Annotated in this window: 12 protein-coding genes; 6 read left to right on the top strand and 6 right to left on the bottom strand. The window is 64.8% G+C overall.

Going from position 1 to position 18852, the window contains the following annotated elements:
- Window positions 1-136: 136 nt before the first annotated feature.
- Window positions 137-1291 (bottom strand): tyrosine-type recombinase/integrase, encoded by a 1155-nt coding sequence (locus tag WDO72_02305; protein MEJ0084491.1) that lies wholly within the window; start codon window positions 1289-1291, stop codon window positions 137-139.
- A gap of 112 nt (window positions 1292-1403) precedes the next feature.
- Here WDO72_02305 and dusA point away from each other — a divergent pair, with 112 nt between their 5' ends.
- A complete protein-coding gene (gene dusA / locus WDO72_02300; protein MEJ0084490.1) occupies window positions 1404-2489 on the top strand; it encodes a tRNA dihydrouridine(20/20a) synthase DusA in 1086 nt (361 codons plus the stop codon).
- Here dusA and WDO72_02295 read toward each other — a convergent pair.
- Complete coding sequence (locus WDO72_02295) at window positions 2470-3897, bottom strand: M20/M25/M40 family metallo-hydrolase (protein MEJ0084489.1); 1428 nt, start codon at window positions 3895-3897, stop codon at window positions 2470-2472. The two genes, dusA and WDO72_02295, sit on opposite strands and share 20 nt — an antisense overlap.
- Before the next feature lie 90 nt (window positions 3898-3987).
- On the opposite strand from WDO72_02295, the gene WDO72_02290 reads away from it, so the two are divergent.
- Window positions 3988-4893, top strand: coding sequence for an adenylate/guanylate cyclase domain-containing protein (locus WDO72_02290; protein ID MEJ0084488.1), 906 nt, complete (start codon window positions 3988-3990; stop codon window positions 4891-4893).
- A gap of 74 nt (window positions 4894-4967) precedes the next feature.
- Here the strand turns inward: WDO72_02290 and WDO72_02285 are convergent, their stop codons facing one another.
- The 4 genes from WDO72_02285 to WDO72_02270 form a co-directional block, all read right to left on the bottom strand.
- The gene (locus WDO72_02285; GenBank protein ID MEJ0084487.1) at window positions 4968-6743 is read right to left on the bottom strand and encodes a phosphoenolpyruvate carboxykinase (GTP); all 1776 of its coding nucleotides are present in this window, start codon (window positions 6741-6743) and stop codon (window positions 4968-4970) included.
- Window positions 6744-6959: 216 nt separating this feature from the next.
- On the bottom strand, window positions 6960-7259 hold the full coding sequence (locus WDO72_02280; GenBank protein ID MEJ0084486.1) for a hypothetical protein: 300 nt from the start codon (window positions 7257-7259) through the stop codon (window positions 6960-6962).
- 75 nt (window positions 7260-7334) lie between these two features.
- Window positions 7335-8153 (bottom strand): poly(3-hydroxyalkanoate) depolymerase, encoded by an 819-nt coding sequence (gene phaZ / locus WDO72_02275; GenBank protein MEJ0084485.1) that lies wholly within the window; start codon window positions 8151-8153, stop codon window positions 7335-7337.
- Window positions 8150-9949 carry an alpha/beta fold hydrolase gene (locus tag WDO72_02270; GenBank protein ID MEJ0084484.1) on the bottom strand — a complete coding sequence of 600 codons (1800 nt, stop codon included), beginning with the start codon at window positions 9947-9949 and terminating at the stop codon, window positions 8150-8152. Before WDO72_02270 ends, phaZ begins: the two co-directional genes overlap by 4 nt.
- 218 nt (window positions 9950-10167) lie before the next feature.
- Between WDO72_02270 and WDO72_02265 the strand changes: the two genes are divergently transcribed.
- The 4 genes from WDO72_02265 (at window position 10168) to WDO72_02250 (ending at window position 18849) form a co-directional block, all read left to right on the top strand.
- Window positions 10168-11160: a hypothetical protein gene (locus WDO72_02265; protein MEJ0084483.1), complete on the top strand. Its 993-nt coding sequence runs from the start codon at window positions 10168-10170 to the stop codon at window positions 11158-11160.
- Window positions 11161-11192: 32 nt separating this feature from the next.
- Window positions 11193-11687 carry a hypothetical protein gene (locus tag WDO72_02260; GenBank protein MEJ0084482.1) on the top strand — a complete coding sequence of 165 codons (495 nt, stop codon included), beginning with the start codon at window positions 11193-11195 and terminating at the stop codon, window positions 11685-11687.
- Window positions 11688-11717: 30 nt separating this feature from the next.
- Entirely contained in the window at window positions 11718-12791 is a 1074-nt protein-coding gene (locus WDO72_02255; protein ID MEJ0084481.1) for a hypothetical protein, read from the top strand.
- A 232-nt stretch (window positions 12792-13023) separates the two neighbouring features.
- On the top strand, window positions 13024-18849 hold the full coding sequence (locus tag WDO72_02250; protein MEJ0084480.1) for an OmpA family protein: 5826 nt from the start codon (window positions 13024-13026) through the stop codon (window positions 18847-18849).
- The last annotated feature ends 3 nt before the right edge of the window (window positions 18850-18852 follow it).

Below are 18852 nucleotides of genomic sequence, written 5' to 3'. Positions count from 1 at the left end.
GAGGCGAACATTCCGCTTGAGCGCGTAGCGCCGAAATACTTTGGGCTCAGCTGCGCTGAAGCCCGACGTCGGGCGCCCGCGAAGCAGCTGCCTTGCCGCGCATTTCGCCTGGGCGGGCAGAAATCGCCCTGGCTCGTCAGTGCCACAGATCTCGCTGAGCTGATTGATGTCCGGCGTCAGAAGGCGGGTTAGCCGCGCGAGATGACTTGCGCTGCTTAGCGCGCGGCTTGCTTGCAGTCGCCGGGGCGATATCCCGCAGATTCTCAGGTTTCAGGTTCGTGTAGCGCTTGAGCTCATTCCAGGACTCATGCAGCGTGAACTGCGCGACCTCATGGATCTGATACCCGCGTTCGAACAGACGGCTGGTTGCCTCGTGCCGCAAATCATGGAAACGCAGATCCTGAATTCCCAGCAGGTGGCAGGCTCGCGTGAATGCGGCGCTGACGCTCTTGGCGTCATAAGGAAAAATGCGCTCGCTCGTCTCAGGTTGCGCGGCGGCGAGTGCCCAAGCCTCAGGCGTGTACTTGAACCGCCGGTGATTCCCATCCTTGCCAGTGGGATGCTTCGCGTCCCTGACCAAGGCTGTTCGATTGGCCTCATCATTGTCGCGCCATTCGAGTCGGCAGATTTCCGACTCCCGCCGCGCAGAGGCGATGGCGAATTCCATGACGGCCAGCATGGGAATCTCGGCCCGCCGATCTCGGCTCTTGAAATGTTCGCGAAGCAGTGTGAGTTCATCGGCGGTCGGCCGCCGCGTGCGTTTCTTCGGCTTGCCGACCAGACGCAACTCGCGGCAGGCGCTCCGAGCCTGCTGCACAACCTCCGGACACACGGGAAGCTCTTTGACGCTCTTGGCGGCTCGCAAAACGACGCCGATCCAGATCAGGTCGTTAATCACGGTCGCCGGGCCGGCGCCCTCTGCACGACGCGATTGGACGTGCCGAATGAGGTCGGCAGCCGTGAGGGTGTGTGCAATGGTCTTGGCGAGCGAGTGGCGCTCCAGGAATTCCAGATGAGTCTGCTTGCTCCGTTGCCAACGCGAGATCGTCTCAAACGTCTCGATGTACCAACGGATCAATTCCGCGAGCGTCGGCGTGCTGAGCTGCTTGCGGGCCAGTTCCGCGGGATCTTCGAGCGCGACTTCGCGGTGCCTAGCCCAGCTCAGCGCCGCCGTGCGATGGGTGAAGGTTCGGCTCTCCTGATGCAGCACCGTTGTGCCGCGCCGGAGGCGAACAACCGCCGTGTAGCGCGTCGAACCGTTCGCCTGCTTCCGTGCTTTGATCGTGGGCATGGTGGTTTTTTGAGGGGACAAGAGGTCTGGAAACCATTCTTGTCTCCTTTATGTCCCCTCAGCAACCAGTAAACTCCCCGAAATCCGCAAGAATCCCGCAGAAACACCGCAAGTGGAAAACGCTACAAAACAAGGCATTTCCGTCGAGAAAACGAGCAAATCCCTCGACCGCAGAATCTCGGTCGCACCCATGATGGATTGGACCGACCGCCACTGCCGGTTTTTCCTGCGCGGCTTCTCCGCCGACACTCTTCTATATACAGAGATGATCACCACTGGCGCGGTGCTGCGCGGTGACCGTGAAAAGCTGCTGCGGTTCGAGGCCGAAGAACATCCCGTCGCGCTGCAGCTCGGCGGCAGCGATCCCAGGGATCTTGCGGAGGCCGCGCGCATCGGCGCCGCGATGGGTTACGACGAAATCAACCTCAACTGCGGCTGCCCCAGCGATCGCGTGCATTCGGGCGCATTCGGCGCCTGCCTGATGTTGCGGCCGCAACTCGTGGCCGAGTGCGTGCAATCGATGCGCGAGGCGGTTGCGATCCCGGTCACGGTCAAGCTGCGTATCGGCGTTGTCGACGCGGCAGAGTTGCCACAACACGGCGAATCCCGGCGCGAGTCGGCGCGCGCCGCGGCCGCGAGGTTTGGCGAGCCCGAAGCGGCTGCGCTCGATGAATTCGTGGACGGTATCGTCGCTGCCGGCTGCGATGCGGTCATCGTGCATGCGCGCAAGGCGGTGCTCGGCGCGTGGTCGCCGCGAGACAACCGCGAGATTCCGCCGCTGCGTTACGACGTGGTGCGTGAACTCAAAGAGCGGATCGCGCCCGTGCCCGTCGTGCTCAACGGCGGCATGCGAACGGCGGAGCAGGTAGTTAGCGAGCTCGAGTGGGCGGACGGCGCGATGCTGGGCCGCGAGGCCTATCATCGCCCGATGCTGCTTTCGGAGCTGTCGAGTGGCGCAGCCGCACCCACGCGGCTGCAGATGCTGGAGCGGATGACGTCATACGCGCGGCGCGAATTGGCGCGTGGCGAACGCCTGAGCTGGATCGCGCGGCACATGTTGGGCCTGTACGCCGGCCAGCCCGGCGCCAAGGAATTCCGCCGCCGGCTTTCCGAAGGAGCGCGCGCCCCGGACGCGCCTGCCGAACTGCTGTTGGCGGCCGGTGAAGCCAGCGAGCGGATCAGCGACGCGGCGGCTTAGGCGTGGTCACGCGTTGCCAGGTGCCTGAATACTGCGCGCCCAGCCAGGTGGCGACGGCGTAGGCCGCGACGCTCTGTCGCAGCGCCGCCGGGTCCACCTGCAACATCGTGTCATTGGCGCTGTGATGGATGTCGAAATACAGGGTGCCATCGAGCGTTGGCTCGAGGATCGGCATGCCGAGCCTGGCGAGGCCTTCGAGATCGGCGCCACCGGCGCCTTCGTTGTTGCCGCGCACCAGTTTCAAGGGCGCGAGCGCGCGGAAGATCTGATCCACCGCGGGCAGGTCCGCCGGATCCACGCGACTAGCTAGCCGCCAGACCGGGCCAACGCCGAAATCCGACTCGAGCCCCAACACGTGGTTCGCGGCATCCGCACCGAGCGATTCTAGATAGGCCTTCGAACCGGAGGTGCCGAATTCCTCGTTGGCGAACAGCAGCACGCGGATCGTGCGGCGCGGCTTGAGCCCCAGCTGTTTGATGGCATTGGCCGCGCCCATGACGATGCCGACGCCCGCGCCGTCGTCGATCGCACCGACTCCAGGATCCCAGGAGTCCAGGTGCGCCCCCAGGATCACGATTTCCTGGGCGAGGTCGCTGCCCGGTATTTCGCCCACGACATTGGCGGACTGCTCCAGCGGCAGATCTCGGGAGCTGCTCTTCAAAGCTAGGCGCACGGATTTGCCGCTCGCAAATTGCCGCTCCAGTGCGTCCGCGTCCGGGTTCGACAGCGCGACCGCGGGGATACGCGGCTGGTCCGCGGCATATCGAAGGGCGCCGGTATGCGGCAGGCGATTGTTGCTGGTGCTGATCGAGCGGATCACGACGCCGATGGCGCCGAGCGCACCCGCCGCCGAGGGGCCGAGCGCACGCACGGCAACGGCCTTGCCGTAGCCTGCGCCATCGCGCGTCCGCTCCATGCGATTGCTGAAGAAGACGATCTTGCCTTTCACGGCGCCGGCCGGCAGCGCGGCCAGGGCCGCGAGATCTTTCACCATCACCGCGTCGGCTGCGATGCCTTCGGAACCTGTACCGACGCTGCCGCCGAGCGCCAGTACGGGCATGACCTGCGGCCAGGGCGCGAGCACCGAGAATTCCGCCTCGCCACGCACCCAATGAGGTACGGCTGCGGGGACGGCATGCACATTTGAGAAACCCAGGCGCTGCATTTCGCGCAGGCCCCAGGCAACCGCGGCCTTGTCGCCCGGCGAACCCGCAGGCCGGGGGCCAACCTCGGTGGTCAATGACTCGACGAGTTCATAGGCCGTGGTGTCCGCGAGGGCTTTTTCTCGCAGGGAATTGGCGCTCGCGAGGTCGGCGCGCGAGAAGGCCTGAGGCTTGTCAGCCGCGCTCGCGAAGCCGGCGAACACGAGAAGCGAGGCGATCAAAATCCGGGATTTGTGTTTGGTCATGTGGCCTTTGCCCATGAGGACCCTGCAGGGAATGGGCTGCCATTCTATGTCATATGCGTATAATCGCCCGCGTTCATCCATTTGATCCCTATGGCCAAAGACATCGAACTCGCCATCGTGTTTGCCGACGTCGTCGGCTCGACGCGGCTCTACGAGGAGCTCGGGGACCAGCGCGCACGCGAAGTGGTGGCGACCTGCATCGACATCATGCGGCAGGCGACCGAAGAGCATCACGGCACGGTCATCAAGACGATGGGCGATGAAGTGATGTCCACATTCGCCGTGGCCAACGACGCGTTGAATGCCGCGGCGAAGATGCAGAAGTCCATTACCGGCAATCCCGACCTGACGGCCGAAGGGCACCACGTCGCGATCCGTATCGGCTGCCACGCGGGGCCGGTGGTGGTCGAGAATCGGGACGTGTTCGGTTCGACGGTGCACACCGCGAATCGCATGACGAGCCAGGCAAAAGCCGGCCAGATCATCACGACCGAAGCGATGGTCGCGTTGCTGTCGCCGGACTGGCAGTCGGCGGTGCGGCAGATAGACGTCGCGACGCTCAAGGGGCAGGGTGCCGAAGTCACTTTGTTCGAAGTGTTGTGGCAGACCGACGACATCACCAGCATGTTGCCGTCCGTGTCGATCACCGCCGCGGAGGGCCGCCGCGCCATGCGCCTGCGGCTCACGTTCGACGGTGGTGAGGTGATGCTGACCGAGCAGCGGCCGAACGTCGCGATCGGCAGGGCCGACGACAACGATCTCGTGATCCGCGGCAATCTCATCTCGCGGCTGCACGCGCGTATCGAGATCAACCGCAACAAGTTCGTGCTCATCGATCAGAGCACCAACGGGACTTTCGTGCAGGCAGAAGGCGGCGAAGAATTGTTCGTACGTCGCGACAGCGTGCAGATCAAGGGCGAAGGATTGATCGGTCTCGGCCGGGTCCCCGAGCGCGATTCGCCGTTGACGATCCGCTTCTACTGCGAAGAAGCGTAGGGGTTGGTGTCAGGTGGGACTTGCGGGAACTGGCGGCCGCCGCCAGTTCCCGCAAGTCCCACCTGACACCAACTCTAGCCCAGGCGCTTCTCGATCCCGTCGAGCTCCGCGGACATCTCCGCCGGAGCGCGCGCGCCGAATTCCTTCAGATACTCGCGCATTTCAGCGACTTCCTTCCGCCAGGCGTCCGGGGTCACTGCGAGCAATTCCTGCATTGTCGCTTCGTTGATGTCGACGCCCTTGAGGTTGAGGTCGGCCGTCTTCGGTAGATAACCAATCGCGGACTCGTCCGCGCCCACCTGTCCGGCGCAGCGCTTGAGCACCCATTCCATGACGCGCAGGTTGTCGCCAAATCCCGGCCACAGGAACTTGCCGCTGGCGTCGCGGCGGAACCAGTTGACGTGGAACAGCTTCGGCGGATTCTTGAGGCGTTTGCCCGTCTCGAGCCAATGCGCCCAGTAATCGCCGAAGTTGTAGCCGGCGAACGGCTTCATCGCCATCGGATCGCGTCGCACGATGCCCACCGCGCCGGTCGCGGCCGCCGTGGTCTCGGACGCCACGGATGCGCCGACCACCACGCCGTGTTGCCAGTCGCGGGCTTCGTATACGAGCGGCGCCACTTCGCGGCGCCGGCCGCCGAACACGATGGCCGAGATCGGCACGCCCATCGCATCTTCGCTATGCGAAGAGTAGATAGGGTTGTTGGTGGCCGAGACCGTGAACCGCGAATTCGGGTGCGCGGACACCCCGCCGCTCGCCGGGTCGAACCGCTTGCCCTGCCAGTCGAGCACGGGGGTATTGAGTTTGCGCCCTTCCCACCACGGCTCGTTGTCCGCGGTGAGCGCGACGTTGGTGAACAACGTGTCGCGGTGGATCATGTCGAACGCATTGCGATTGGTCGCGCGATTCGTGCCGGGCACGACCCCGAAATAGCCGGCCTCCGGGTTGATCGCATACAACCGGCCGTCCGGCCCGGGATGCAGCCAGGCGATGTCGTCGCCCACCGTCCAGACCTTCCAGCCCGGCATCGAATCCGGCGGAATGAGCATGGCGAGGTTGGTTTTGCCACACGCGGAGGGGAACGCCGCCGCGATGTAGTGAGTCTCGCCTTGCGGGTTTTCGAGTCCGACGATGAGCATGTGCTCTGCCAGCCAACCCTCGTCGCGTGCCTGCCAGCTCGCAATGCGCAGCGCATGGCACTTCTTGCCCAACAGCGCGTTGCCGCCGTATCCGGAGCCGAAACTCTCGATCGAGAGGTCTTCGGGAAAATGCATGATGAAGCGGCGGTTCGGATCGAGCTCGCCGATCGAATGCAGGCCCTTCACGAACGTGCCGTCGCGCGCGATCCGCTCGAGCGCCGTGCGGCCCATACGCGTCATGATCGCCATGTTGATGACGACGTAGGCGCTGTCGGTGATTTCGACGCCGCAGCGCGAATAGGGCGAATCGATCGGCCCCATGCAGTACGGCACCACGTAGAGAGTGCGGCCTTTCATGCAGCCCTTGAACAGGTCGCGCATCTTGGCGCGCGCCGCGTCCGGGGCCATCCAGTTGTTGTTAGGCCCGGCGTCTTCGCGGTTCGTCGTGCAGATGAAGGTCAGGTGTTCGACGCGCGCCACGTCCGAGGGGTGCGAATACGCGATGTGGCAGCCGGGGAAGGTCTTCTGGTTGAGCTGCTTGAGCTCGCCGGATTTCTCGAGAGTCTGCTTGAGGCGCGCCAATTCGGCGGCGGAGCCATCACACCACTGGATTTTGTCCGGGGTGGTTAGCTGTCGAACGGATTCGACCCAATCGGCGACTGCGGGGGAAATCTGCGGGAGGGCGGCGAACGATTGCGGCGCAGTGGCCATCACGAGTCCTCGACTTGTCTGCCTGTGTCCTGGCGAGACAACGGAGTATAGCGGCGAACAAAGCGCCGGCTATCGAAAAAATGATAGCGGTAACAGGACTGTGAATAAGCCGGAAAAACCGAAAACAAAAATCGGGATGCCCAGCGAGAACAGCGCGCCCCGCGGACGGGGCGCGCTGGTTGTCACGGACTTGTGCAGCCCGCGACGGGGGGTCGGTCAGGCGGCTTTGGCGCTCGAACGCTTGCGCGCTGGCGGCTTGCGGGTCGTCTTGGCGGCGGGGCGCTTGGCGAGCGTGGCGAAGGTCGTACGCGCCAGGGCGGAGACGTCTTTGCCGGCGGCAACGGCGATCGTCGAGTTCTCTTTGACGAAGCGCGCGACATGGCGGCGGGCAACCTTGTTGAATTCGCGGCTCGCCACGCTCAGCGTGGCCAGCGAGCCTTTCAGCCCTTCCACGCGCTTGGCGGCACGGCTGCGCAGTTCGGCGGTCGCTTCCAACACTTTTTCCTGAAAATTCATGGGGTCTCCTGTGCTGCGTCGCAGCAATGTTGCGACGCATCATACGAAGAGGCTCCATGAAGTCAAGCCGGTCCTTCAGACCTTGAGAGGCGTTCCCGAATCGAGGAATTCGCGGACCACTGGCGCCACTTTATCTATTGAGTGGAGCATGAAGAGGTGACCCCCGCCCGGCACGATGTGTAGCCGGTTGTTGGGAATCAGCATGGAAATGATCCGCGCATTCACGGGTGGCACCAGCGGATCTTCCGACCCGGCCATCACCAGCGTGGGCTGCCGGATCTTGTGGAGCCAGTGGATGCTCGTCCATCCCATGCCGGCGATGAGCTGATAGATGTATCCCATGAACTGCGGCGCGATGATCCGCGCGGTATGCGCCGACATGATCTTCGGATCGCGACGCGCTTCACCGCCGTAGATGTCGCCGGCCGCCTGCTGCATGTAGGTCGGCGACAGATATCGGCGCGGCGTCATCATCTTCGACAACGCGGAAGGTCGCCCCGGAACCATGATCGCCCCCGGCGAAGTGGCCGCGAGCACGAGGCGGCGGCAGCGCTGCGGGTACTGCCGCGCGAACTGCTGGGCTAACGCGCCGCCCCACGACACGCCGATCACGTCGACCTGCTGGTAGCCGAGGCGATCGAGCAGCTTGTTAGCCAGGCGAGCGAGGCCGGAGAACCGGCGAGGCCGCCAGCTCATCTCGGACCGGCCCACACCGGGCACGTCGAAAATCACGATTTCCTTGTCCGGCAATGCTTCCATGAACGGGAAACACAGCTCGAGATTTGCGCCGATGCCGTTGAAGATCAGCAGCGGCAGGCCGATGCGGCCCTTCTGGGTCGCTACGCGCAGGTTGACGCCATCGACCTCGATGAATTCGACATGGGGTTTGCTCATCGCTGATGGACGTAACGGCCCGGCGCCGGATCCCCCGCAGGATGGGTCGTGCTGCCGACGACCTTCGGCGCCGGCACTTCGCCCGCGCCGTGCTGTCGATACCACTCGCTCCAGTGAGTCCACCAGCTGCCGGGGTGTTCGCTGGCGCTCGCGAGCCACGTCTCGGCATCGTCTGCCATCGACGCATTGAGAAAATATTTGGCTTTTGGATTGGTGGGCGGATTCACGATGCTTTGAATGTGTCCGCTCGAGGAAAGGACGAAGTCGATTTTGCCACGCAGGATATTCTTCGATTGGTAACACGCCTGCCACGGCGTGATGTGATCGGTGATGCCCGCGACCACGTAGGCCGGTACGTCCACCTTCGACATGTCGATGGGAGTGCCGAGCGCTTCGATCTTCCCCGGTACCTTGAGCGGATTCTCCATGAACATGCGCAGCAGGTCGGCGTGAAATTCCGCCGGCAGTCGCGTGGTGTCGGAATTCCAGTAGAGGATGTCGAAGGCGGGCGGGCGATTGCCCATCACCCAGTTGTTTGCCACGAACAGCCACACGAGATCGTTCGGCCGCAGCCAGGCGAATACGCGCGCCATCTCGCTGCCTTCGAGCACGCCCTTGCGGCGGGACTTTTCGATGGTGGCCGCGACGCCGGAGCGCGAGGCGAACTGGCCCAGCAACGTGGGGGCCTCGGTGTCGAGCACGGTAACTAGCAGCGTGGCGCTCTCGACTGTGTCTTCGCCCTTTGCCTTGAGGTGCCCCAACAAAGTCGCGAGCGTGAATCCGCCCGCGCACGCGGCCATCATGTTGACCCGGTCGGCACCGGTGATTTCGCGCGCGACGGTGATCGCCTGTTTGCACGCAGACAGGTAGGTCTCCATGTTCCAGTCGCGTTGCGCGGCGGTCGGATTGCGCCAGCTGATGCAGAAGGTCTGTATGCCGTGCTGGACCGCGTACTCGGCGAAGCTGCGCCCGGCCGAAAGATCGGTGGCGTAGAACTTGTTGATCTGCGGCGGCACGATGATCAGCGGCCGCCGGTGCACGAGGTCGGTCTGCGGCGTGTACTGAATGAGCTCGAACGCCTCGCCGCGATAGACCACCGCGCCCGGAGTCGTCGCCAGGTTCTTGCCCACCTGGAATTTGCGCTCGTCGACCTGGCGCGGCATGCCGAAATTGTTCGTGAGATCGTCGATGAAATTCGTGAGGCCGTACAACAGGCTCTTGCCGCGCGTCTCGGTGATCCTTTGCAGCGCACCCGGATTGCCGAACAGCGAATTCGTCGGCGCGAACGTCTCGGTGAACAGCTGCAGGACGAAGCGCGCACGCTCGCGGTCTTCGGTGCTGGTGTCGGCGCGATCGAGCACGCGATTCAACATGTCGCGCCAGGCGACGAAGCCCTGCATGAGGCGTTTGTAGTAACCACTCTTCTGCCAGACGACGTGGCTGAAACGGCGGTCGCGCGGATCGGCGGCAATCTGCGATCGGCCCATGGCGATGGCGAAACACTCGCGGCCGAAGGCGAGGTTTTCCTCGATCAGCACCTGCGGATTGACGGTCATGAGCCGCAGCAGCCGCCTGCCGGCGACTAACAACTCTTCGCGGTCCAGACCTAACAAAGGATTTGCGCCGAGGATCTGTTCGGCGGCATCTGTCGCGGCTTCGTGTTCGAGCTCGGGTTGCGCCTCTTTATCGGCCGGCGCGAAGCCATCTTGAGGGGAATTTTCGTTCGCAGCCTCCCCGGAGGCAGAACGGATTTCCGTCACATTTTCACGGGCTTGGCGGGGTCTTTTGGCTGCCATGGGCGATCTCGGGGCGGGCTGCACTCGTTATATGTGATCCGTATCCCAGTGGCGACGGGGTCGGCGTGACCGCAGTCACGTGGCCAAGGGCCCTCGATTCCTATTATGCCCTCCAACGAATCATCCAAACCCGTAGTCGTCATCGGTTTGACGGCTGTTCCCACAATCGGTCGCGGGAAGGGTAGCCAACGGATTAGGACATTCGAGGAGTAATCGTCTTGCAGTCACTACGTTTGATCACCGCTGTCGGCGCTCTCGCAGCCGCGTTGGCCCTCGGCTCCAACCCTGCCGAGGCGACGGGCGTTCCGGCCGGCACCGTGATCGACAACACCGCGCAGGTCGCCTTCAGCGTCGGCACGGTCACGAGCACCACGAACTCCAACACCGTGAGCGTCACGGTGGCCGAGATCCTGGACGTCGTTGTGACTCTGCAGACGCCAACCGTCTCGGTGAGCGCCGGCGACACGCAGCAGGAAATCGTCTACCGCGTGACGAACACCGGCAACGGCCCCGAGACCTTCCGCCTGGTGATGAACAGCGTGCTGACGGGTGACGAGTTCGACCCGGCGGCCGCCACACCTTCTATCTACTTCGACACGGACGCGAGCGGCGATCTCTCGCCCGGCGACACGGCCTACGTCGTCGGCACGAACGATCCGGTGCTGAATGCCGACGCGTTCGTCACCGTCATGGTCGTCAATGACATCCCCGCCACGGTGGTTGATGGCAACCGGGGCTTCTCGCGCCTGGCGGCGGATGCGCGCACCGGTACCGGCACGCCAGGCACCACCTTCGCGGGCCAGGGCGTTGGCGGCACGGATGCCGTGGTTGGAACCACCGGCGCCGACGGCGATGCCACCGGCCAGTATCTCGTCGCGGGTGTCGCCGTGAATGCCGTGAAGTCCCAGGTCGTGGTCGACCCGTTCGGCGGCGCGCGCCCGGTTCCCGGCGCCCGCATCAACTACTCGATCGTGGTCAGCGCTACCGGCACGGGCACCGCGCTCAATCCGATCTTCAGCGACAACATTCCGGCGAACACGACGTACGTGCCCGGCACGTTGCGCCTCAATGCAGCCGCGATCACCGACAACGCGGACGCCGACGCGGGCGACTACCTCGCGACCCCGGCCGCCCGCGTACGCGTGGCGCTCGGCAACCTTACCCAGGCAAGCGGATCGCAGACGATCACGTTCGCCGTGACCATCAACTGAAAAGCGGGAAGTCCGCAGTGAAGGAGACACATATGAGCAACGGGATTCAGAAATTCGCCGGCCTCGCCGCATTGTTGGCTTGCAGCGTGAGCCTGCAGGCTTTCGCGCAGACGCAGAACTGCGTCGAGGTGAAGTCGGTCGCCGAGGTCGAGAAGGAAGTGGTGGACGCCAAGGGCGTCAGATCCACGAAGCTCCTGCCGCTCGCGACGGCCACGCCCGGCACGCTGGTCATCTACACGACCACCGCCAGCAACGTCTGCAAGCAGCCGGTCGACAAGATCGAGATCAGCAATGTCATTCCGGAGCACATGAGCTACGTCGCGAGCTCCGCGATGGCGACCGGCGCCGACGTCGCCTATTCGCTGGACGGCAAGACTTTCGGCAACGCCGATCAGCTGGCGGTGCTCGAGAACGGTGTGAGCCGCAAGGCGCGCCCCGACGAATACAAATTTTTCCGCTGGGCGTTCAAGAGTTCGCTCGCCCCCGGTGCGCAGGCCGCCGCGAGTTTTCGCGCGCTGCTGAACTAGTTTTTTCTTGGAGAGTAGAGAGGAGTACCCATGATTCTGTTCCACAAGCAAATGCGGCGATTCGGTCTCGCCGCCGTTGCGTTGGGGGCAATCGGTTGGTCCGGCACGGCGTTCGCACAGAACACCGCCTCGGGCACATCGGTCGTCAACACCGCGACGGTCAATTACACGGTCAACTCGATCGCCCAGACACCTATCAACGCGAGCGCCACGTTTCTCGTCGATACGGTGATCAACCTCAACCTCACTGGCGGCACCACGGTCAACGTGACGCCCGGCCAGCTGGATGCGGTTACGGTGTTCACGCTGACCAACACCAGCAACATTGCCTCGGCGTTCACGCTCGCGGCGGTCAACCCGAGCACGGGCGACAACTTCGATATGAACCAGCCGCCCGCCACGGGCACGCCGGGTTATATCCTGCGAGTCGACGCGAACGGCAACGGCACCTATGAAGCGGGTACCGACACCGCCTCGACGATACCGACATTGGCGCGCAACGCCTCGGTCGCGGTCTTCGTGATCGGTGACGTTCCGTCCTCGGCAGCCAACACCAACACGGCATTGGCCCGTTTGACGGCGACTGCGCGTGATACGGCTGTGGGCAATCCGGCGTGGGTTGCGACTCCGGGTGCAGATACCGCGGCGGGCATCCAGATCGTGGTGCGCAACAGCGTCGCGACCGCGGACGACACCTATCTGGTTTCTTCGGCCGCACTGGCGGTATCGAAGAGCAGCGTGGTGATCTCCGATCCGTTCAACCTCGTCTCGGCGAACGCGAAGGCGATCCCGGGCGCGGTCATGGAATACACCATCACGGTCGTCAACTCCGGCGCGCAGCCGGCGACGTTGAACTCGGTCAGCGATCCGGTCCCGGCCCTGACTACCTACCTGTTTCCCGGCCAGTACACGGGCTCGCGCGATGTCAGCATCCAGGTGGGTGCGGGCGCGCCGACCTTCTGTATCGCCGAGGCGGGTGGCGTCGACAGCAACGTCGACGGCTGCGTGCGCACGGGTATCACCCTGACGGTGGGCGCGCCGGCGATCACCACGGTGGCCGCAAGTTCGCAGGTCGTCGTGAAGTTTCGCGTGACGATCAACTGATAGATCGCCACGCGAAGGCAAGCAGACGACATGAGTTTCAACGCAGCGGGGTAAACGGGTCTGGAGCCCGAAGGGACGACCGAAGTCCCACGCCCGCAAAAACGGGTACTCTCACGCAGAGGGCGGGGTAGCGACTAGCTACCCCGCCTTCGGCGCGTTTAGGGCTCGCGCAAAATCGTTGCTGCGAATTTCGCTGTTATATGCCGCGTGTCTCAGTGCGGGCCAGGTTTCCGTGGCGCAGGTCACGGCGCCCGGCACGCTGATCCGAAACACCGGCAGCGTGGCTTTTTCGCCCGGCGCGGGCGGGACACAGTCCACTGCGCAGGCGTTGGCTGCGACGCGCGTCGTCGATTCGAATGAAGTCACGCTGGCCGTTCAACCGCTGCCGTCGCGCGCGAGCATCAGCCTCGCGCGCTACGAAGCGGCCAGCTCGAGCAGCAATACCGCGGGCCCGACGCAATGCCGTTCGGCCAACGGCTTTTTTCCGCTGGATGCGCCGGCGCCGCAGGGCCACGGGGTCCTCGATCCGTCGCAGCCCATTCCCATGCAGGAAACCAGCATCGCGCATGCCGGCGATCCGATCTTCGTGCGCGTGGTCGATGCCGACCGCAATCGCGATGGTGGCGCGATCGAAACGGTCGATGTGCGCGTGAGCGCGCAATCCACCGGCGACGCCGAGGTCCTGCGCCTGTCGGAGACCGGCGCGAACACCGGCGTGTTCGTCGGCTACATCGCGACCGCGGCGAACAGTGCCGCCAGCGATTGCGCGTTGCAGGTCGAGCGCAATGCGCAGATCGATGCGACGTATGTCGACCCGACCGACAGCACCGACGCGGCCCAGGCCGACGCGCTGGTGGATCCCTACGGCCTCGTATTCGATTCCCAGACCGGTCAACCGATCGACGGTGCACGCGTGCGCCTGGTCGACAACGCAACAGGTCTTGCCGCCGCGGTGTTCGGCGACGACGGCGTGAGCCGCTATCCGGGCGAGATGGTCACCGGCCAGCCGGTCACCGATCAGGGTGGCACGCAGTACAGTCTGCCGCCGGGCGTGTTCCGGTTCCCGCTGGTGGCGCCGGGAAGTTATCGCCTCGAGGTTCTCCCGCCGGGTAGTTATACGTTCCCTTCGCAGCGCACGATTCCCGACCTGCAGACGCTGACGGGCGCGCCGTATCGCCTGCAGCCGGGCTCGTTCGGCCAGCCGTTCATCACCACCGCCGCGCCCGCTGTCGCCGTCGACTTGCCGCTCGATCCGAATGGCGAGTCGCTGGTGTTGCGCAAGAGCGCCGGCCAGCGGATCGCGACCACCGGCGACTTCGTGCAGTACACGCTCTCGCTCAAGAACAACAGCGAGAGCGGCGCGTTCGTCAACGTGCAGGTTGCCGATCATCTGCCGTCCGGCGCGCGGTATCGCCCGGGCTCGCTGCGGCTCGATGGCGTGGCCATCGCGGACCCGGTGCTGTCGGCCGACGGTGCCACCTTCACCTACACGCAGCCGCGCATCGAGCCCGGCGCGACCATCGAACTGCGCTACGTGCTCGAGTTCACCATTGCGATGCGCGGCGCCCGGGATGCGATCAACACCGCCCAGGCGTTCGCGCCCGGCAACGTACGCTCGAACGAAGCGCGCGTGCTGGTGCGCATGAACGACGAATTGTTCACGCAGAAGGGATTCATCGTCGGCCGGGTATTCGAAGGCGCCTGCGACCGTGACGGTCGTGAAGACAACGGCGTGCCGAACGTGCGCGTGTACCTCGAGGACGGCCGCTACGGCGTGACCGACGAAAACGGGCACTTCCATTTCGAAGGCCTCGATCCGGGAACACACACCGTGCAGCTCGACCAGCTCACGCTGCCCGACTATCTGGAACTCGCGCCTTGCACGGACCGCATGAACCACGCTGGGCGCGACTACTCGCAGTTCGCCGAGCTGCACCCGGGCACGTTGTGGCGCAGCGATTTCGTGCTGCGGCAGAAGGCGGCGCCGCAGGGCGACGTGCAGTTCGAATTCAACTCCGCGCTGGTGGCGGATTCCGATGATGATGGCCTCGCGGCACATCAGGCCGTGGTTCACGTGAACGGAGTCACCGTCGGAAACACGCGCGCGATGTTCATGCTGCCCGAAGGCTTCGAATACGTTCCGGGCAGCGCGTCGGTTGATGGTGCGGCGGTCACGGACGCGAAAGACCAGGTGATGGGTATCGGCGATGCGATCGTGAAGGCCGATGGCAACATGATCACCGTGCGACTGGGCGAACTGCCGGCCGGCTCGCTGCGCACCGTGCGATTCGAGACGCGCTCGAACGCGAAAGCCGGAGGTGTGATGACCGTGCGCGCGCTGGCGATCTTCGATTCTCCGGCCAAATCCGGTCTGCGCACCGCGCCGGTCGAGTCCCGGCTGTCGCGCGGCGCGGCACGTTTCGGGCGCTCGCAGTTCAGCTTCTCGCCGCGTTTCGACGTTCTCAAGACCGAACTGGCTTCGTCGGACGAACAGGCGCTGCGCGCGTTGATCGATTCCTGGCGCGGGGCGCGCGACCTCACGATCCGCGCCGTGGGTCATGCCGACTCGCAGCCGATCTCGGGCCGCAACAAGAAGGTGTTCGCCGACAACTACGCATTGTCGGAAGCCCGTGCCCAGGCGGTCGCCGACTACCTGGCCCAGTCACTCAACGTTCCGGCCGCGCGCGTGCACGTCGAAGGCCGCGGTTCGGATCAGCCGCTCAACAATGGCAAGGACGCGGCCAGCCTCGCGGCCAATCGCCGCGTCGAGATCGCCATCGAGGGCGCGCGCTTCGAGGCGAATGCGCCGCTCGAGCTCATTGCTGCCGGTGGCAAGGCCGCGACTGTCGACACGCAGGGTGTCATCCTGCGCGGTCCCGCCGTCTCCGGAAAGCGTCAGTCGCGCACGATGGCGATGACGGACAAGTTAGGCATGGGCGTGGTCATCGACGTCGACACGTTGAAACCGGGAATCGCCTTCCTCGCGCCGGCAGCCGATGCGACGCCGCCGATATCGGTCACGAAAGTCGCGATCCAGCATCTGCCGGGGCAGGCGGTCGAGCTCACGATCAACGGCCGCGCCGCCGATCCGCTCACCTTCGACGGCGTGAGCGTGAACGCCGCCGAAACCGTGGCGGTGAGCCGCTGGCGCGCGGTCGAACTCGTCGATGGCGAGAACAAACTCGTGGCGCGCGTGTTCGGCGAGGACGGCGTCGAGTTGTGGCATGGCGAACGCCCGGTCCACTTCGGCGGTGGCGCGGTGCGCGCCGAGATCGACAAGGCCGGTTCGACGCTGGTGGCCGACGGCCGCACGCGGCCGGTCATCGCGCTGCGCATGTTCGACAAGTACGGCAAGCCGGCCCGCGCAGGCACGATCGCCGCGTTCAGCGTGGATTCGCCATACCGCTCGATGTGGGAAGTCGACTCGTTGAACGACAACCAGATCCTTTCCAACGGTCCGCGCGAACCGCAGGTGGAAGTCGGCGCCGATGGCCGCGCGCTGATCGAACTCGAGCCGACCACGGTGACCGGCAATGCCATTCTGCGCATGCGCTACAGCGAGCGCCAGAACGAGGAGCTGAAGGCCTGGCTGGCGCCGGCCGCGCGCGACTGGATCCTGGTCGGCATCGCCGAAGGCACGGCCGCCTACAATAAAATCTCCGGCAGCATGGAGACCGCCAGCGCCGCCGATCGCAAGGACGGTCTCGACAAGGACGGCCGCGTCGCGTTCTTCGCGAAGGGTCGCATCAAGGGCGACTTCCTGCTGACGATGGCGTACGACTCGGCCCGCAAGAAGGACGAGGCGCGCGATCGGCTCAAAGGCACGATCCAGCCCGACCAGTACTATCTACTCTACGGCGATGGCACGGAGCAGCGGTTCGAAGCTGCCTCGCAGAACAAGTTGTACCTCAAGATCGAACGCCGCCAGTTCGTGGCCCTGCTCGGTGACTTCGACACCGGCTTCACGGTGACCGAGCTCACGCAGTACAACCGCAGCCTCTCGGGCATCCGCAGCGACTATGCCGGCGAGCGCGTGTCGGTCTCGGGCTTCGCGGCGCGCACCGATACCGGCCTCGTGCAGGACGAGCTGCGCGGCGACGGCACGTCGGGCCTGTATCGCCTGTCGCGCGCGCCGATCGTGATCGGCTCGGACAAACTGCGCATCGAAGTGCGCGATCGCTTCGAGATCACCCACGTGGTCGACACGCAGGAGCTGTCGCGTTTCATCGACTACGACCTCGACTACGAGCGTGGCACGATCTTCTTCAAGCAGCCGGTTCAGAGCCGCGACGAAAACATGAACCCGGTCTTCATCGTCGCCGACTACGAAGTGCGCACCGGCGGTGACGACGAAACGGCGGCTGGCGTGCGCGTCACGACGAAGCTCGCGGGCGACAAGGTCGAGCTCGGCGCGAGCGCCGTGTTTGAAGGCGCCCAGGCGGGCGACACGACGATCGTGGGCAGCGACCTGACCTGGCGTCTTTCGGATGCGACCAAGGTCCGTGCCGAGCTCGCGCAGTCGCAGTCGGACGATCCGCTGCGCGCTGATTCCTCGACCGCGTGGCTGGTGGAAGGCAAACATGTTTCGGAGAAACTCGAAGCGCGCGCCTGGGCCCGCGAAGCGGAGAACGGTTTCGGCGTCGGCCAGCAGCTGACCGCCGACACCGGCACTCGCAGCGCCGGCGTCGATGCGCGTTACAAACTCAGCCAGAAATTCAGCGTGGACGGCGAAGTGCAGCACCAACAGGTCTTGGCGAGCGACGCGAAGCGCCTGCTTGCCAGCACCGAAGTGCGCCTCAACCAGAATTCGTACAGCGTCGGCGCGGGCCTGCGCCACGTGGCCGATGAAGATGGCGCGGGCGTTGAGCGCGTGTCCGACCAGGCGACGCTCTCGGGCAGTGTCGACATCTGGGATGGCCGGGTGACGTTGCGTGGCTCGAGCGATGCGTCGCTCGGCGGCCAGGACGAGAGCGTTGACTATCCGGCGCGCAGCCTGCTCGGCGTCGACTACAAACTCTCCAACGCGACGACGTTGTTCGCCGAATACGAACATGCAAGCGGTGAGGAGCTCGACGCCGACACGACACGGTTCGGCGTGCGCACGCGCCCCTGGGAGCGCACGCAGGTCAAGTCGAGCATCAACACGCAGGCGAGCGAATACGGTCCGCGCACCTTCGCGAACTTTGGGCTCACGCAGGGCTTCAACTACAAGGATCACTGGGCGTTCGACGTGGGGGTCGATCAGACGAACACGCTGCGCGGTGCCAACCTCGAGCCGCTGAACCCGAACGCGCCGCTCGCCTCGGGTTCGCTGACCGAAGACTTCTTCGCCGCATTCGTCGGCGCGTCGTATCGCGAGGAGCTGTGGCAGATGACGAGCCGGCTCGAGCATCGCAATTCCGACAGCGAAAACCGTTGGAGCTCGACCACCGGCTGGTACCGGGAGCCGATCGAAGGGCATGCCATGTCGGTGTCGCTGCAGGCGTTCGATTCGGACATGCTGCTGAGCGACTCCACCGAGGCGGTCGGCCGCTTCGCCTGGGCGTTTCGCCCCGATTCGAGCCGCTGGATCGTGTTCGATCGCCTCGAGCTCAAGTACAGCGATCAGGCCGATGCGGTCAATACGTTCGAATCCTCGCGCATCGTCAACAACCTGCACGCCAACTGGCAGCTGAATCCCGCGCTGCAGCTCGGCCTGCAGTACGGCGCGCGATATGTTTCGAGCACGTTCGAGGGCGAGAAGTACGCCGGCCTCTCGGACATCGCCGGGTTCGACCTGCGCCGCCAGCTCACGCGGCGCTTCGACCTGGGCGTGCACGCCGCGGTGCTGCATTCCTGGGAATCGGACGTGATGGACCATTCGACCGGCTTCGACGTGGGCGCGACGCTCGCGAAGAATGTCTGGATCTCGGTGGGCTACAACTTCGCCGGCTTCCGCGACGACGATTTCTCGGCCAGCCGCCACACGGCGCAGGGGCCCTACATCAAGATCCGCATCAAGGCGGATCAGGATACTTTCAAGGATTTGAACCTCGACAGTCTGCGTCCGTCGCGCTAGGTT

The organism is Pseudomonadota bacterium (genome assembly GCA_037200975.1).
Taxonomy (GTDB): domain Bacteria; phylum Pseudomonadota; class Gammaproteobacteria; order Steroidobacterales; family Steroidobacteraceae; genus CADEED01.
The sequence above is the reverse complement of the archived record's forward strand: the minus strand, read 5'-3'. Positions and strand labels throughout refer to the sequence as shown.

Coding starts and splice junctions, on each gene's coding strand:
- WDO72_02270 (MEJ0084484.1), bottom strand. CDS start 9,949: ATGGCAGCCAAAAGACCCCGCCAAGCCCGTGAAAATGTGACGGAAATC.
- WDO72_02280 (MEJ0084486.1), bottom strand. CDS start 7,259: ATGAATTTTCAGGAAAAAGTGTTGGAAGCGACCGCCGAACTGCGCAGC.
- WDO72_02290 (MEJ0084488.1), top strand. CDS start 3,988: ATGGCCAAAGACATCGAACTCGCCATCGTGTTTGCCGACGTCGTCGGC.
- WDO72_02260 (MEJ0084482.1), top strand. CDS start 11,193: ATGAGCAACGGGATTCAGAAATTCGCCGGCCTCGCCGCATTGTTGGCT.
- WDO72_02285 (MEJ0084487.1), bottom strand. CDS start 6,743: ATGGCCACTGCGCCGCAATCGTTCGCCGCCCTCCCGCAGATTTCCCCC.
- phaZ (MEJ0084485.1), bottom strand. CDS start 8,153: ATGAGCAAACCCCATGTCGAATTCATCGAGGTCGATGGCGTCAACCTG.
- WDO72_02305 (MEJ0084491.1), bottom strand. CDS start 1,291: ATGCCCACGATCAAAGCACGGAAGCAGGCGAACGGTTCGACGCGCTAC.
- WDO72_02255 (MEJ0084481.1), top strand. CDS start 11,718: ATGATTCTGTTCCACAAGCAAATGCGGCGATTCGGTCTCGCCGCCGTT.
- WDO72_02295 (MEJ0084489.1), bottom strand. CDS start 3,897: ATGACCAAACACAAATCCCGGATTTTGATCGCCTCGCTTCTCGTGTTC.